This window comes from Kitasatospora sp. NPDC056531 (assembly GCF_042794375.1).
Classification (GTDB): domain Bacteria; phylum Actinomycetota; class Actinomycetes; order Streptomycetales; family Streptomycetaceae; genus Kitasatospora.
The window spans coordinates 1-15226 of the sequence record NZ_JBHTTU010000016.1 but is presented as its reverse complement, the minus strand read 5'-3'; the positions used below and the strand labels follow the sequence as shown (position 1 = coordinate 15226).

Genomic DNA, 15226 nt, shown 5'->3' with positions numbered 1-15226 from the left:
GTCGTACCGCGTCAGTGCAGCAGACCGCCCAGCGGCAGGGTCGCCGTGGCGCTGCCCGGGGCCGAGGCGCCCGCCGAGCCGGTGGTGCTCGGGGAGCCCGGGCCCGTCGGCGTCTGGGTGGGGGTGCCGGTCGGGGTCCCGGTGGGCGTCTGCGTCGGCGTACCGGTCGGGGTCCCCGTGGGCGTCTGCGTCGGCGTGCCCGTCGGGGTCTGGGTCGGGGTGCCGCTGCCGGACGGCGTGCCCGGGTTGCTCGGGGTGCCGGAGCCGGTGTCGGTGGGCGTGCCCGGGCCCGACGGGGTGCCGGTGCCGGAGGGCGTCCCGCTCGGCGTCCCCGGGGTGGCCGGCTGCTGGGTCGCCGGGCTGCCCGGCGCGGGCGTGGGCGTGACCTGGTTGGCCGGGCTGGGCGCGATCGGGGTGACGGAGTCCCAGCCCTTCGGCAGGTCGGGCACCTTCCAGGCACCGCCGGCGTCGTCCGCCGCGCCGTCCGGGTCGGGCCGGACGGCGCCGAGGATCGGCATCGAGCCGATCGGCGAGACCTTGATGAACGCCCCCGGCCGCGGGGCCTGGACGATCAGCCCGCCGCCGATGTACATCGCGACGTGCGAGGCGTCCTGGAAGTAGACCACCAGGTCGCCCGGCCGCAGCTGGTTCAGCGGGACGTGCTGCAGCTGTGCCCACTGCTCCTGGCTGGTGCGCGGGATCGGCTTGCCGGCGTGCAGCCAGGCCTGCGAGGTGAGGCCGGAGCAGTCGTAGGAGTCCGGGCCGATGCCGCCCCACAGGTACGGCTTCCCCAGCTGCGCCAGCGCGAAGGCCACCGACGCGCGCCCGGTCAACGAGGGGGTGCGCTCGCCCTTGCCCAGGGCGCCGGAGGCGAGGAAGGCGAGCTGGGCCTCGTCGGCCTTGGCCTTCTCCAGCTGCTCCAGCTCGGAGCGCTGCGCGCCGGTCAGCGAGGAGACCAGCTGTTCGACCGAGGCGAGGTCGGCCGCGACCTTGGCCTTGGCGGCGTCCTGCTGGACGACCAGCGCCTGGGAGGTCTTGAGCGCCTCCTCGGTCTGCTTCTTCAGCCCGTCGAGCGCCTCACGGTCGGTCTTCAGCTTGTTCAGGAACTCGGACTGCGAGCGGCTGGCCGCCGCCAGCAGCTCGGCGATGGTGACCGCCTCGTACGGGTCCTTGGAGAGCAGCAGTTCGGCGTACGCGGAGGCGGCGCCGTTGCGGTACTGGGCGGCGGCGAGCTGGGCGGCGATGTCCGTCCCGGTGTCGACCTGCTTCTGCTGCCGGTCCAGCTTCCCCTGGAGGTCGGTGAGCGCGGCCTGCTGCTCGGCCACCTTGGCGACCGACCCGTTGTACTGCTCGGTCGCGGCCTCGGCGCTCTGGTAGAGCCCGTGCAACTGGTCGAGCAGCGGCCCGAGGGTGGCCTTGGCCTCGGCCATCGGGTCCGTGCCCGGGGCCACCGCGACGCCCGTTCCCGGGTCGGGCGCGGCGTAGGCGGCCTGGGCGGCCGCCGGCAGCGCGAGCGCGGCGGCCGCGAGGACGGCTCCGCACCGCAGGGCCGCCCGCACCCAGGGGCGTACGCCCGTCGACTCCCTGCGCTGTGCAGCCCCGCCCATGGGTGGTCCTCCCCGCCCGACTTCCCTTGCCCTGCCCCCGGTCCAGCCGGATCCCGCCGATCCTCCCACGGGTTACTCGTCGGAAACAGGGCGCATGCGGACCTGGAGGTTAATTCTCGATTGATCTGTGAGACAGCTCTCAGCAAACGGGGGCGAACCGGGGCGTTCTTCGCTAACGTCCAGCTCAGCGCGGTCCAGGCCACCCCTCCGAAAGCTTCTAGCCACCGTCAGGCCACCAACGGAACCACGATTCCCGGCTCAGTTCACCTTCCGTTTACCAAGCCGACCTACGGTCGCGACGTCACCAACGTCCGTGCGACAACTACGACGATTGTTTGGGTATGGAACACATCTCGTTCCTGGTAGCCGTTGTGATCATCACAGCGCTCGCCTTCGACTTCACCAACGGGTTCCACGACACCGCCAACGCGGCCGCCACCGCGATCGCGACCGGGGCCCTTCGTCCGAAGGTCGCGGTCACCATCGCGGCCCTGCTCAACTTCGCGGGCGCGTTCCTGTCCGTGAAGGTCGCCACCACCATCTCCGGCGGCATCGTCAACGAGAAGGCCGGCGTTCATCCCGAGATCATCTTCGCCGCCCTGGCCGGCGCGATCCTCTGGAACCTGCTGACCTGGCTGCGCGGCCTGCCGTCCAGCTCCTCGCACGCCCTGTACGGCGGCCTGATCGGCGCCACGATCGTCGGCGTCGGCATGAACGGCGTCAACTTCGACACCGTGATCACCAAGATCATCATCCCGGCGGTCGCCTCCCCCTTCGTCGCCGGTCTCGCCTCCTGGGGCGCCACCAAGCTGGCGTACGCGATCACCCGCAAGGGCAACGCCGCGGCCACCGACAAGGGCTTCAAGACCGGCCAGGTCTTCTCCTCCTCGCTGATCTCGCTCGCGCACGGCACCAACGACGCCCAGAAGACGATGGGCATCATCACCCTGACCCTGGTCTCGGTCGGCGCCCTGCCGCACGGCGCGCTGCCCCCCACCTGGGTGATCGTCTCGGCCGGCGCCGCCATCGCGCTCGGCACCTACATGGGCGGCTGGCGGATCATCCGCTCGATGGGCAAGGGCCTCACCGACATCAAGCCGCTGCAGGGCTTCGCCTCGGAGTCGGCCGTCTCGACCGTCATCCTGACCTCCTCGCACATGGGCTTCGGCCTCTCCACCACCCAGGTCTGCACCGGCGGCATCATGGGCGCCGGCCTCGGCGGCCCGAAGCCGGAGCTGCGCTGGAGCCTGGTCCGCCGCATGGTCTACACCTGGGGCCTGACCCTGCCGGCCGCGGCCCTGGTCTCCGGCGGCGCGGCCGTGCTGGCCCGGCAGGGCACCTGGGGCGTCGCCCTGGTCGGCGCCGTGCTGGTGGCCGGATCGGGCGCGATGTGGATGATCTCCCGTCGCCAGCCGGTCGGTGCGGACAACGTCAACGACGTCGCCGAGGTCACCCCGGTCGAGGTCGCCGCGAACGCCGCCCCCACCCCCGCCTCGACCACGGTCGCGGCCTGAGCGCCGCGAGCTGAGGAGCACCCACCATGCACATCAAGTGGACCGCCCTGGCCCAGACCGCCGGCATCAGCTTCGGCGTCACCGTCGCCGTGGTCGCCGTCTTCGCCCTCGGCATCCTGGCGCTGTCCCGCCGTGAGGCCGCACTGGGCGCCCGCGAGGGCGGCCAGGCCTCCGGCGGCGCCCAGCCCGCCCTGCTGGCCGGCGCGTACGCCTGCTTCGCCGTCTGCGCGGCGGCCGTGGTCTACGGCCTGGTGCTGATCGCCGCGCCGTAGTCGTTCCGGAACGCCGAACGGGCCGGGGAGTGTCGAACACTCCCCGGCCCGTTCTCGCGCGTCCCCGGCTCGCCGGTCAGTTCTCCTGAGTGGTCTTCAGCGCGGTCTCCCGGATGAACAGCACGGTGACGAAGGACAGCGCCGCGAACGGGGCGGCCCACAGGAAGACGGTGCCGATGCCGTGGCCGAAGGCGTCCGTCACCAGCGGGACGATCGGGGCCGGCAGCTTGGCCAGGTCCGGGATGCCGCCGCCGGCTGCCCCGTGCCCGGCCGGGATGTGCGCCGCGGCCAGGTCGGCCGCCAGGTAGTCGCCGACCTTGGTGCTCAGCAGCGCGCCGAGCGCGGAGACGCCCATCGCGCCGCCCATGGTGCGGAAGAAGGTGACGACGGAGCTGGCCGCGCCGAGCTCGTGCCGGGGCACCGTGTTCTGCACCGCGAGCACCAGGTTCTGGCTGGTCAGGCCGAGGCCGACGCCGGTGATCGCCATGTAGACCGAGAGCAGCCCGTAGTCGGTGTCGACCCGGGCGGTGCCGAGCAGGCCGAAGCCGATCGCGAGCAGCGCGGTGCCGGAGACCAGGTAGGCCTTCCACTTGCCGTACTTGGTGATCAGCCGGCCGGCCACGGCGGAGGAGACCGCCAGGCCGATGATCATCGGCAGGGTCATCAGGCCGGCCATGGTCGGGGACTTGGCCCGGGCCAGCTGGAAGTACTGGCTGAGGAAGGTGGTCGCGCCGTACATCCCGACGCCGACCAGCACGCTGGCGATCGCGGCCAGGGTGACGGTGCGGTACCTGAAGAGGTCCGGCGGGATGATCGGCTCGGCGGCGCGGCGCTCGACCACGATCGCCAGAGCACCCAGCAGCAGGCCGCCGCCGACCATGGCCACGGTCTGCCAGGACAGCCAGGCGTAGTTCTTGCCGGCCAGCGTGATCCAGATCATCAGCAGGCTGACGGCGCCGGTGATGACCAGCGCACCCAGGTAGTCGATCTTCGCCGGGCGCTTGACCACCGGCAGCTTCAGGGTGCGCTGCACCACCAGGATCGCGGCCAGCGCGAACGGGATGCCGACGTAGAAGCACCAACGCCAGCCCAGCCAGGAGGTGTCCACGATGACGCCGCCGATCAGCGGGCCGCCGATGGTGGCGAGGGCGAAGACCGCGCCGAAGTAGCCGCTGTAGCGGCCGCGCTCGCGCGGCGGGACCATCGCGGCCAGGCAGATCTGGCCGAGCGCGACCACGCCGCCGGCGCCGATGCCCTGCAGGGCGCGGCAGGCGATCAGCTCACCGGTGTTCTGCGAGAGGCCGGCCAGCGCGGAGGTGGCGATGTAGATCAGCAGGGCGATCTGCAGCAGCAGCTTCTTGCTGGCGAGGTCGGAGAGCTTGCCCCAGATCGGGGTGGAGGCGGTCAGGGTGAGCAGGGCCGCGGTGATCACCCAGGTGTAGGCGGACTGGCCGCCGTGCAGGTCGGTGAGGATGTGCGGCAGGGCGTTGGAGACGACGGTCGACGAGAGCACGGCCACGAACAGGCCGAGCAGCAGGCCGGACAGCGCCTCCATCACCTGCCGGTGGGTCATCGGTCGGTCGTCGACGGCGGCTCCGGCTGCCGCCTCGGCTGTGACGGTCATCTGTGTCCTTCGCTGGGAGCGGTGGGGATGCGCGGGCAGGAAAATTCGTTGCCTTAAGCAACCATAAGCCAGATGGTTGACTAAGGCAACTTTCTCCAAGCCTAAGCAAAGCCCCGGGCGGGGCCCGATCACTCCGCGGGCGGCTCCCCCAGCACGTCGTTGAAGCGGTGCAGCAGCTCGGCGAAACGGGCCACGTCCTCCCGCGACCAGCCGCCCATCACCTCGCGCACCCGCCGCATCCGCACGTCGTACGCGGCCAGGTAGCGCTTGCGCCCGTCCTCGGTCAGCGAGACCAGCGCGGCCCGGCGGTCCCGCGGGTCCACCTCCCGGGCGACCAGGCCGAGCTCCTCCAGCGCGCGGATCTGCCGGCTCACCGTGGCCTTGCCGACCGCGAAGTGCACGCCGATGTCCGTCACCCGCACCCGCCCGGCCTGCTCGATGTAGGCGAGCATGCTGTACCCCAGGCCCTCCAGCTCGGGGTGCACCCGGCGTGAGAGTTCCGCCACTCTGGCGCGGCCCCGCCGGAACATCAGCCCGACCTCGCGCTCCACCGCCACCAGGGCTTCCTCGTCCGTCACGGCGCCAGTATCGCCCAGCCGCAGTGGCCGGAAAGGGGTGCGGGAGTTGAGACGAGCCAACTAGTTCATGGTATTAAGTATCCGATTTCTTCCGATACGCAAGGAGATGTGGATGGCCGCCCCGGGGCAGGGTTTCGTCGCGGAACTGAAGGGCGCGGTCACACCGCGTGCGGCACTGCTCGTGATCGGCGTGCTGCTGCTGCAACTCGGCTTCATCACCTCGTACGTCGGGGCGCTGCACCACCCGACCCCGCACAAGCTGTCGATCGCGGTGGTCGCCCCGCCGCAGGTCACGCCGAAGCTGGTGGCGGCCCTGGAGTCGGTGCCGGCCGAGGCCGTCAAGCCCGTCACCGCGCCGGACGCCGAGACGGCGACCCAGCAGATCAAGGACCAGAAGATCTACGCCGCGCTGGTCGTGAACCTGACCGGCACCGAGGACACCCTGCTGGTCGGCGGCGCCCGCGGCACCTCCGCCGCCAAGGCCGCCGAGACCGTCACCACCGCGCTGGACAAGGCCCAGGGCCGTACGGTCAAGGTCGAGGACGTCGTGCCGCTGGCCAAGGGCGACACCAACGGCCTCTCCGCCTTCTACCTGGTCATCGGCTGGTGCGTCGGCGGCTACCTGGTCGCCTCGATCCTCGGCATCAGCGCCGGCTCCAAGCCGGCCAACGTCCACCGCCTGCTGATCCGCCTCGGCGTCCTGGCGCTGTACTCGGTCGGCGCCGGCCTCGGCGGCACGATCATCGCCGGACCGGTCCTGGACGCGCTGCCCGGCTCGATCCCGGCCCTGACCGGCATCGGCGCCCTGGTGGTGTTCACGGTCGGCGCGTTCACCATGGCGCTGCAGTGCCTGTTCGACGTCCTCGGCATCGGCCTCGCGGTGCTGGTCTTCGTGGTGCTGGGCAACCCGAGCGCCGGCGGTGTCTACCCGGCCCCGATGATGCCGCCGTTCTGGCGTGCGATCGGCTCGCTGATCCCCAACGGCGCCGGCACCAGCGCCACCAAGTCCATCGCCTACTTCGGCTCCACCAACCTGGGGACGCCGATCCTGGTCCTGGTGATCTGGGCGCTGGTCGGCGTCGGCGTCGCCTACCTGGCCGTGCTGCGCGGCCCGCGCTCCGGCGGCCGCGAGATCGTCGCCGAGTCCGCGCAGGCCTGAGCCCCCGGCCTCGGAGCACCACTGATTCCGGGCCCGTCCGGCGGATCTTCGCCGGAGGGGCCCGAGCCCCCGGCCGCTGTCGGCCGGGGGCTCTTCCGTGTTCCGGGAACGCGGGCCTCAGCCGCCCGTGAGCCGCCCCGGGTCGGCGACGATGGCACGCACCACGCCGACCGCCGCGCCCAGCAGCGGCCCGCGCCGGCCGAGCTTGGAGACCGTCAGCCGGTCCTCCGCCCAGGGCCGCACCGTCACCCGGGCGGCCAGCTCGCGGCGCATCGCCGGCAGCAGCCAGGGCGCCAGCCGGGCGTAGCCGCCGCCCAGCACCACCTCGGCCGGATCCAGCAGGTTGACCGCCCCGGCCGCCGCGATGCCGAGCGCCGAGCCGGCCCCGGCCAGCGCCGCCAGGGCCGGCCCGTCCCCGGCCCCGGCGCGTTCGGCCAGCAGGGTCACCCAGTCGCCGCGCGCAGCGGTCAGCCCGGCCGCCCGCAGCACCGCCGCCTCGCCCGCGTACTGCTCCAGGCAGCCGTGCGCCCCGCAGGCGCAGCGCATCCCCTCCGGGTGGACGGGGACGTGGCCGAACTCGCCCGCGTAGCCGCGCGCGCCGCGCAGCAGCCGGCCGCCGACCACGATCGCCGCGCCGACCCCGGCCTCGGCGGAGACGTAGAGGAAGTCCTCCGGGCCCTCGTCCAGCCACCGTTCGGCCAGTCCGCCGAGGTTGGCCTCGTTGTCCGCCTGGACCGGCAGCTCGGCCAGGCGGTCCCCGGCGGTGCGCAGCGCCGGGCGCAGTTCGGGGGCCAGCGGGACGTCCTGCCAGCCGAGGTTGGCGGCCCGTTGGAGCACCCCGCTGGCGCCGACCAGTCCGGGCACGGCCAGGGTCAGTCCGGCCGGGCGCAGGCCCGACTCGGCGACGGCGGAGCGCACCAGCCGGGCGAGGTCGGCCATCACGGCGGCGGGCTGCCGGCCGCGGTTGACGACCTCCTGTCGCCGCCAGGCGCGGACCTCCCCTCGCAGGTCGACCACGCAGACGCCCAGGTGTCGGACGCCGATCTCGGCGCCGAGGCCGCCGGGCCCGAGCGGGTTGAGCCCGAGCGCGGTGCCGGGGCGGCCGACCTTGCCGCTGGGCGCGGCGGGGCCCTCCTCCACGACCAGGCCGGCGGAGATCAGCTGTTCGGCGAGCGAGGAGACCGCGGCCCTGGTCAGCCCGGTCTCGGCGGCCACCTCGGCGCGCGAGCGCGGGCCGCACGCGATCACCCCGAGCACCAGGGCCAGGTTGGCCCGGCGCATCCCCTGCTGACTGGCGGGCCCGGTCCGGACGCCGTCCGGCTCGCCGCGCATAACTCTCACCTCACGGTCTTACGAGACATCCCGTGGCATCTCGGGTGCAGCGTAACCCGGCCGCGCCCGCTCGGCGGGGCCGGTGAAGACCCACCGCCGCACCGCCCAGAAGCGGAACAGCATCGCGACGAAGGTCCCGACGACCATCCCGCTGAGGAAGTCGGCGAACTCCTGGGTGAGCGGGTCGACGTACGGCTCGCGCAGGTCCAGGGCGTACCGGGAGAGCGCCAGCGGGGCGTCGTTGACGCCGATCGCCACCGCGCTGACCAGGAAGAACAGCAGGGCCTCCCGCCCGCGTCCGGCGGTGCGGAAGGCCCAGCGCCGGTTGAACACGTAGGAGACGACGGTGGCGATCACCGTCGCCACCGTCAGCGCGGCCACCGGCTTGTGCTCCAGGACGGTGAGCTTGAGCCCGAAGTCGATCACCACGGTGAGCACGAAGCAGCCGCCGCCGACCAGCAGGAACTTCACCAGCCGGCGGTGCCGTACCAGGAGCGGGCGCAGCCGGGCCGGCACCCGGGCCAGGACGCGCTGCATGGGGGACGGCATCTCCGCAGTGTGGCACGCGCCGGGCCTGTCCGGCGGGCCCGGCTGGATCCGCCGGACAGGCCCTGGCCGTCGGCCCTGGCGAGCGCTACGCCACGGCGGCGACCAGCACCTCGGCCGGCTCCAGGGCCAGCTTCAGCACCTCCCGCACGTCCGACACCGGGTGGACGGTGAGCCGCTCCAGCACCTCGGCCGGGACGTCGTCCAGGTCGGCCTCGTTGCGCTTGGGGATGATCACCGTGGTGACCCCGGCCCGGTCGGCGGCGAGCAGCTTCTGCTTCACCCCGCCGATCGGCAGCACCCGCCCGGTCAGCGACACCTCGCCCGTCATCGCCACGTCGGTGCGCACCCTGCGGCCGGAGAGCAGCGAGGCCAGCGCCGTGGTCATGGTGATGCCGGCGCTCGGCCCGTCCTTGGGGACGGCCCCGGCCGGGACGTGCAGGTGGACGCCGCGGTCGCGCAGGGAGGTGACCGGCAGTTCCAGCTCGGCCCCGCGCGAGCGCAAGAAGGAGAGCGCGATGTGCGCGGACTCCTTCATCACGTCGCCCAGCTGCCCGGTCAGCGTCAGCCCGGTGCCGCCGGTCTCGGCGTCGGCCAGCGAGGCCTCGATGTAGAGGACGTCGCCGCCGGCGCCGGTGACCGCGAGGCCGGTGGCCACGCCGGGGACGGCGGTGCGCCGCTCGGCGGGCTCCTGGGCGGACTCCGGCACGTGGTGCGGTCGGCCGATCAGGGCGCGCAGGTCCTCCGCGCCGACCGTGGCGGGCAGCTCGCGCTCGCCCAGCTCGGCCTGTGCGGCGATCTTGCGCAGCACCCTGGCGATCGAGCGCTCCAGGGTGCGCACGCCCGCCTCCCGGGTGTACTCCCCGGCGAGCCTGCGCAGCGCCTCCTCGTCCACGCTGACCTGCCCGTCGCCGAGGCCGGCCTTTTCCAGCTGGCGCGGGAGCAGGTGGTCGCGGGCGATGACGACCTTCTCGTCCTCGGTGTAGCCGTCGAGCCGGACCAGCTCCATCCGGTCGAGCAGCGGCTCGGGGATGGCCTCCAGCACGTTGGCGGTGGCGAGGAAGACGACGTCGGAGAGGTCGAGCTCGACCTCCAGGTAGTGGTCCCGGAAGGTGTGGTTCTGCGCCGGGTCCAGCACCTCCAGCAGGGCGGCGGCCGGGTCGCCCCGGTAGTCGGAGCCGACCTTGTCGATCTCGTCGAGCAGGACGACCGGGTTCATCGAGCCGGCCTCCTTGATCGCCCGCACCAGCCGGCCGGGCAGCGCGCCGACGTAGGTGCGCCGGTGACCGCGGATCTCGGCCTCGTCCCGGACGCCGCCGAGCGCGACCCGGACGAACTTGCGGCCCATGGCGCGGGCCACCGATTCCCCGAGGGACGTCTTTCCGACCCCGGGGGGCCCGACCAGGGCGAGCACCGCGCCGCCCGCCCGTCGCCCACCGCCACCCTTCTTGGGAAGCGCTTCGCGCTGCCCCTCCTGTGGGCCGCCGACCAGCCCGAGCCCCTGGTCGGAGCGGCGCTTGCGGACGGCCAGGTACTCGACGATCCGGTCCTTGACGTCGGTCAGCCCGGCGTGGTCGGCGTCCAGCACTGCGCGGGCGCCGGAGATGTCGTACGCGTCCTCGGTTCGCTCGTTCCAGGGCAGCTCCAGGACGGTGTCCAGCCAGGTGCGGATCCACGAGCCCTCGGGGGACTGGTCGGACGCGCGCTCCAGCTTGTCGACCTCCTTGAGCGCCGCCTCGCGCACCTTCTCGGGCAGGTCGGCGGTTTCGACCCGGGCGCGGTAGTCGCCCTCCTCGTCGGCCGGGTCGCCGTTCAGCTCGGCCAGCTCCTTGCGGACGGCCTCCAGCTGGCGGCGGAGCAGGAACTCCTTCTGCTGCTTGGCCACGCCCTCCTCGACGTCCTTGCGGATGGTGTCGTTGACCTCCTCCTCGGCGAGGTGGTCGCGCAGCAGGGTCAGCGCGTACTCCAGGCGGGCGACCTGGTCGGCCTCCAGCAGCACCTTGAGCTTCTGCTCGGCGGTGATGAAGGGCGCGTAGCCGATGTTGTCGGCGAGTTCGCCGACGCCCTCGATCTGGGCCACCCGGTCGACGATCTGCCAGGCACCGCGCTTGCGCAGCCACTGGGTGGACAGCGCCTTGTACTCCTTGACGAGCTCGGCGGCCCGCCCGGCCACCGGCGTGCCGACCGAGGACTCCCGGAACGGCGTGGTCTCCACCCAGAGGGCGGCGCCGGGGCCGGTGGTGCCGACCCCGATCCGGACCCGGCGCACGGCGCGCACCAGCGCGGCGGGCTGCCCGATAGTGCCGGGGCCGTCGGCCAGCCGGCCGACCTGCTCCACGGTGGCCAGCGTGCCGGCCGCCGCGTACGAGCCGTCCACCCGCGGGACCAGCAGGACCTGCGGCTTGCCGGAGCCGGTGGCCGCGGCGCGGGCGGCCTCGACGGCGGCGCGCACCTCGGTGTCCTTCAGGTCCAGCGGGACGACCATGCCCGGGAGGACGACCTCGTCGTCGAGCGGCAGTACGGGCAGGGTGAGCGGAGTGGACGTCGATGCCATGATCTCTCCCCAGTCAGTGAACTTGAGCCGACCTGACTAAGGCTTCGCGGCGCCCGGATGTTCCCGGCACCTTGTTCGCCACGAGCGAACAGAGAGGCCGCAGGACGGACCGGCGGACGGCACCGTCAAAAGCATGGGGAAAGGAGAGCCCAACGAAGGGGTCGGTCGGTCAGCGCGCGGCGGACGGCCGCGCACCGGCGCGCACCGCGGCGGGGGCCGACCCGGCCGCCGGGACCGTCGCCGAGCGCCGGCGCGGCCGGGGCGGGCGCCGCTCGGCCCCGCGCAGCCAGCGCCACAGCGCCACTCCGGCGAGCACCGCGGCCGGGTGCCCCACGGCCGTGACCACGTCCTTCTCGGTGGCGATCTGCTGGGCGATCATCAGCCCGGCGCCGCCCAGCGCCAGCAGCCGCCCGCGCCGGGGCAACAACCCGGCCACCGCCCCCAGGCAGGCGAGCACGCCGTAGCTGACCCCGATGTCCAGGTAGTCCATCGCCGCGGGTGCCATCCGCCCGGTCTCCACCGCGGCGATCACCACCCCTTGGGAGAGCAGCGTCGCGGACACGTGCCCGATCGCGAACACCGCCGCCGCCCGGGCCGGTCCGACCCTGCGCTCCAGCGGCGCGAGGGTGAAGGCGAAGCCCCACAGGTACGGCATCCACACGTCCCCGGCGACCCAGAACCCACTCAGCACAAGAGCGCGCAAAGGATGCTGGAGCAGGTTGTGGCCGTCCGAACTGGAGGCCTGCTGCAACCGCTGGACGAGTTCCGGATCGGCGAGCGTGGCGAAGGTCGTGGTGGCGCCCACCACCGCGAGGTACCCGAGCGTGAAGGGGTTGCGCCGAGGTGTCGGAACCCGTTCCAGCAGCCACTCGAATACGCCGGTGCGCAGCCCGTGGCGGAGCATTCCGTACGGCACCCGCGCGGCCGCGCTCCCGCCGGCGTCGCGCCGCAGTCCAGCCATGCCGCCTCCGCTCCACGCCCGCAGCCGTCGGTCCTCGCCGCAGCCCAACGTACCGGCGCGGGGCCCTGATCCCATCCGGCGGAGCGTTGTCGTGGCCACGGTACGTCGAGGTTCTGAGAGGCACCTGAGAAAAGCCCGTGAAGACCGTCGCCCCGGGGACCGGCCGGATTACCGGCATTGGTCCAGACCTTCTTCCAATTGACGCGTCAGTAGGGCCTCTGACCGGCGACTTGGCGTCAACTCGACTGCATACGTACCGTTACGCAGTGAAAATTCGCCGGGTAAGGTATCGGCCCGTGCCCACTCGTGCAGTGGGCCCGCGGGCGGCCGGACAGCCGGCCCACGGGCCGGAAACGTCCGGTCCACCTGCCGGAAAGCATCCACTGTCCGTACGCTGCGATGTGCGCGGGAGACGTGGACGGGGAACCACCCGTCCTCCACTCTCCTGGGCGCGCGACGGGACGGCGGACCCGGCACAGTCCACGACGGAACAAGACTACGAGCGGAGCCCCGCCATCCCCACAGGTGGCCGGCCCGCAGCCCTGGGGGCGGTGGCGTGACCGTGACAGAAATTCAGCAGGACAACCACAACGCCGGTGGCACGGTGAGCAGCCAGCGCAGAGTGCTGGTGGTGGAGGACGAGCCCACGATCGCGGAGTCGATCGCGGCCCGACTGGGTGCGGAGGGCTTCAAGGTCGCCGTGGCCCACGACGGTCCGGGCGCGGTGGACGGCTTCCACACCTGGCAGCCGGACCTGGTGGTCCTGGACATCATGCTGCCCGGCTTCGACGGCCTGGAGGTGTGCCGCCGGATCCAGGCGCAGCGCCCGGTGCCGGTGCTGATGCTGACCGCGCGCGACGACGAGACGGACCTGCTGGTCGGCCTCGGCGTCGGTGCCGACGACTACATGACCAAGCCGTTCTCGATGCGCGAACTGGCCGCCCGGGTCAACGTGCTGCTGCGCCGCGTCGAGCGCGCCCAGCAGGCCGCCCGCACGCCCGCGCTCGGCAGCCTGCGCTTCGGCGAGCTGGAGATCGACCACGTGCAGCGCCGGGTCCGGCTGGCCTCGGGCGACGTCCACCTGACGCCGACCGAGTTCGACCTGCTCGCCTGCCTGGCCGCCCAGCCGCGCGCGGTGCTCACCCGCGAGCAGCTGCTGGCCGAGGTGTGGGACTGGACCGACGCGTCCGGCACCCGCACCGTCGACAGCCACGTCAAGGCACTGCGGCGCAAGATCGGCGCCAGCTGGATCCGTACCGTCCACGGCGTCGGTTACGCACTGGAGGCCCCGCTCTCCTGACGGCGGGAGCTTCGGGCGACGGGCCACCGGGGGGCCCGCGTCCCGAGACCGCCGTGCCACCGCGCGGGGATCACAAGGGACCAATGACCTTTCCACAGCAACGCAACGGGGACGCCGACGGCGTGCGCCCGCAGACGCTGGCCGTCCGCGCCGCCCGCCGGGTCTGGGCCGACATCCGCCCGCTCGACCCCGTCCGCTCGATCAAGGGCAAGCTCGCCCTGCTGGTGATCGTCTCCGTGTTCCTGGCCACCGGGATGGTGGTCGTGGCGATCCGGTCCGAGACCCAGATCCGGATCATCATGGTCTTCTCCATGATCGCCTCGCTGCTGTTCATGCAGTTCCTCGCACACGGGCTGACCGCCCCCCTGCGCGAGATGACGGACGCCGCCCGCGCGATGGCCTCCGGCGACTACAGCCGCCGGGTCGAGGTGAACTCGCGCGACGAGATCGGCGAGCTGGCGGCCGCCTTCAACGCCATGGCCGCCGACCTGCAGGCCGCCGACCAGCACCGCCGTGAGCTGGTCGCCAACGTCTCGCACGAGCTGCGCACGCCCATCGCCGCGCTGCGCGCCGTGCTGGAGAACGTGGTGGACGGCGTCGTCCAGCCCAATCCGGCGACCCTGGAGGCCGCGCTGGAGCAGACCGAGCGGCTCGGCCGCCTGGTCACCCACCTGCTGGACCTCTCCAAGATCGACGACGGCGTGGTCGACCTGGACGCCCGCCCCTTCGAGGTGCGCGAGTTCCTGGACGGCGTGCTGCGCGGGGTCACCGTGGACGGCGCGACGGCCGGCGGCGCCTTCTCCAGACGCGGCGACGTCCGCCTGGCCCTGGAGGTCAACCCGGCCGGCCTGACCGCCGTGGCGGACCCGGAACGGCTCCACCAGGTGGTCGCCAACCTGGTCGACAACGCCTGCAAGCACTCCCCGCCCGGCGGCACGGTGACCGTGCGCGCCCGACCCGAGGGCGAGGAGGGCGGCTTGCTGCTGGAGGTCCAGGACGAGGGTCCCGGCATCCCGCCGGCCGACCGCACCCGGGTCTTCGAGCGGTTCAGCCGCAGCGGCACCGCCACCGCCTCCGGAGCGGGCGCGGACGGCGGCACCGGGCTGGGCCTGGCCATCGCCCGCTGGGCGGTGGACCTGCACGGCGGGCGGATCGCCGTGGCCGAGTCCCCGAGCGGCTGCCGGATCGAGGTCCGGCTGCCCGGGCAGCACTGAGCGGGCCGGGACATTTGTCACAGATCCGACACAGACGCATACGAAGGTCGTCGGACGATTCGGCTGAGGTTTTGTCCGATTTCGCCCACATATGGGGGCCGATCGAGCCTGGTCGGTTCCCCTCAGATACGGCTTTCTAACGTACTTTTTCAGCCAATCTGCAGGTCAGGACTGTGATCTGGGCGACGCCTGGGGCCCGGGGACTGCGCGATCACTGGTCAGGGGCGTAGCCTTAATCCCCGCTGTCCAAACATCCCAAAAGGAAGCGGAAGAGGGCGGTTGCCGCCGTGTCGCCACAACCTGAAACCCCCAGCTCGGCAAGCTCCACTGGCTTTGGTCCCAATGAGTGGCTCGTCGATGAGATCTACCAGCAGTACCTCCAGGACCCGAACTCGGTCGACCGAGCCTGGTGGGACTTTTTCGCCGACTACAAGCCCGGTACCGAGGTGACCCCAGTGACCCAGGCCGCGACCCAGGCCGGCCCCACGCCGACCCCTGCCGCTGCCCCCGCGCCCGCCGCTGCTGCTCCGGCCGCGCCCGCCGCCCCGGCCGCTCCGGCCCCGGC

At 72.8% G+C, this 15226-nt stretch carries 13 protein-coding genes; 6 read left to right on the top strand and 7 right to left on the bottom strand.

The window, feature by feature from the left end; all coding sequences use genetic code 11:
• Positions 1-11 precede the first annotated feature (11 nt).
• Positions 12-1607: an NlpC/P60 family protein gene (locus ACFQ87_RS16835; protein ID WP_380611523.1), complete on the bottom strand. Its 1596-nt coding sequence runs from the start codon at positions 1605-1607 to the stop codon at positions 12-14.
• Between the two features lie 341 nt (positions 1608-1948).
• Between ACFQ87_RS16835 and ACFQ87_RS16830 the strand changes: the two genes are divergently transcribed.
• Positions 1949-3121, top strand: a complete 1173-nt coding sequence (locus tag ACFQ87_RS16830) for an anion permease (protein WP_380611522.1) — start codon at positions 1949-1951, stop codon at positions 3119-3121.
• A gap of 26 nt (positions 3122-3147) precedes the next feature.
• Positions 3148-3393, top strand: coding sequence for a hypothetical protein (locus ACFQ87_RS16825; protein ID WP_380611521.1), 246 nt, complete (start codon positions 3148-3150; stop codon positions 3391-3393).
• Between the two features lie 76 nt (positions 3394-3469).
• On the opposite strand, the gene ACFQ87_RS16820 is transcribed toward ACFQ87_RS16825, so the two are convergent.
• Together ACFQ87_RS16820 and ACFQ87_RS16815 are read right to left on the bottom strand one after the other, a co-directional pair.
• Positions 3470-5017, bottom strand: coding sequence for an MDR family MFS transporter (locus tag ACFQ87_RS16820; protein ID WP_380611520.1), 1548 nt, complete (start codon positions 5015-5017; stop codon positions 3470-3472).
• Positions 5018-5145: 128 nt separating this feature from the next.
• On the bottom strand, positions 5146-5595 hold the full coding sequence (locus tag ACFQ87_RS16815) for a MarR family winged helix-turn-helix transcriptional regulator (RefSeq protein WP_380611519.1): 450 nt from the start codon (positions 5593-5595) through the stop codon (positions 5146-5148).
• A 112-nt stretch (positions 5596-5707) separates the two neighbouring features.
• On the opposite strand from ACFQ87_RS16815, the gene ACFQ87_RS16810 reads away from it, so the two are divergent.
• A complete protein-coding gene (locus tag ACFQ87_RS16810; protein WP_380611518.1) occupies positions 5708-6754 on the top strand; it encodes an ABC transporter permease in 1047 nt (348 codons plus the stop codon).
• Between the two features lie 117 nt (positions 6755-6871).
• Here the strand turns inward: ACFQ87_RS16810 and ACFQ87_RS16805 are convergent, their stop codons facing one another.
• The 4 genes from ACFQ87_RS16805 to ACFQ87_RS16790 all read right to left on the bottom strand — a co-directional run bounded on the left by ACFQ87_RS16805 (position 6872) and on the right by ACFQ87_RS16790 (position 12147).
• The gene (locus tag ACFQ87_RS16805; protein ID WP_380611517.1) at positions 6872-8086 is read right to left on the bottom strand and encodes an ROK family protein; all 1215 of its coding nucleotides are present in this window, start codon (positions 8084-8086) and stop codon (positions 6872-6874) included.
• A gap of 18 nt (positions 8087-8104) precedes the next feature.
• Entirely contained in the window at positions 8105-8635 is a 531-nt protein-coding gene (locus ACFQ87_RS16800) for a GtrA family protein (RefSeq protein WP_380611516.1), read from the bottom strand.
• Between the two features lie 85 nt (positions 8636-8720).
• Positions 8721-11186 carry an endopeptidase La gene (gene lon, locus ACFQ87_RS16795; RefSeq protein ID WP_380611515.1) on the bottom strand — a complete coding sequence of 822 codons (2466 nt, stop codon included), beginning with the start codon at positions 11184-11186 and terminating at the stop codon, positions 8721-8723.
• 169 nt (positions 11187-11355) lie between these two features.
• Positions 11356-12147, bottom strand: a complete 792-nt coding sequence (locus tag ACFQ87_RS16790) for a rhomboid-like protein (protein ID WP_380611514.1) — start codon at positions 12145-12147, stop codon at positions 11356-11358.
• A 562-nt stretch (positions 12148-12709) separates the two neighbouring features.
• Here ACFQ87_RS16790 and ACFQ87_RS16785 point away from each other — a divergent pair.
• From ACFQ87_RS16785 to ACFQ87_RS16775, 3 genes are all read left to right on the top strand, one after another.
• Positions 12710-13447 (top strand): response regulator transcription factor, encoded by a 738-nt coding sequence (locus ACFQ87_RS16785; protein WP_181970677.1) that lies wholly within the window; start codon positions 12710-12712, stop codon positions 13445-13447.
• Positions 13448-13530: 83 nt separating this feature from the next.
• Entirely contained in the window at positions 13531-14661 is a 1131-nt protein-coding gene (locus tag ACFQ87_RS16780) for a sensor histidine kinase (RefSeq protein ID WP_380611513.1), read from the top strand.
• 287 nt (positions 14662-14948) lie between these two features.
• Positions 14949-15226: hypothetical protein (locus tag ACFQ87_RS16775; protein ID WP_380611512.1), on the top strand; the 278-nt coding region annotated here is incomplete at its 3' end.

What these genes read in the sequence shown, in the direction of transcription:
- ACFQ87_RS16825 (WP_380611521.1), top strand. Translation starts at nt 3,148, where the DNA reads ATGCACATCAAGTGGACCGCCCTGGCCCAGACCGCCGGCATCAGCTTC.
- ACFQ87_RS16805 (WP_380611517.1), bottom strand. Translation starts at nt 8,086, where the DNA reads ATGCGCGGCGAGCCGGACGGCGTCCGGACCGGGCCCGCCAGTCAGCAG.
- ACFQ87_RS16810 (WP_380611518.1), top strand. Translation starts at nt 5,708, where the DNA reads ATGGCCGCCCCGGGGCAGGGTTTCGTCGCGGAACTGAAGGGCGCGGTC.
- ACFQ87_RS16800 (WP_380611516.1), bottom strand. Translation starts at nt 8,635, where the DNA reads ATGCCGTCCCCCATGCAGCGCGTCCTGGCCCGGGTGCCGGCCCGGCTG.
- ACFQ87_RS16780 (WP_380611513.1), top strand. Translation starts at nt 13,531, where the DNA reads ATGACCTTTCCACAGCAACGCAACGGGGACGCCGACGGCGTGCGCCCG.
- ACFQ87_RS16820 (WP_380611520.1), bottom strand. Translation starts at nt 5,017, where the DNA reads ATGACCGTCACAGCCGAGGCGGCAGCCGGAGCCGCCGTCGACGACCGA.
- ACFQ87_RS16830 (WP_380611522.1), top strand. Translation starts at nt 1,949, where the DNA reads ATGGAACACATCTCGTTCCTGGTAGCCGTTGTGATCATCACAGCGCTC.
- ACFQ87_RS16790 (WP_380611514.1), bottom strand. Translation starts at nt 12,147, where the DNA reads ATGGCTGGACTGCGGCGCGACGCCGGCGGGAGCGCGGCCGCGCGGGTG.
- ACFQ87_RS16835 (WP_380611523.1), bottom strand. Translation starts at nt 1,607, where the DNA reads ATGGGCGGGGCTGCACAGCGCAGGGAGTCGACGGGCGTACGCCCCTGG.
- lon (WP_380611515.1), bottom strand. Translation starts at nt 11,186, where the DNA reads ATGGCATCGACGTCCACTCCGCTCACCCTGCCCGTACTGCCGCTCGAC.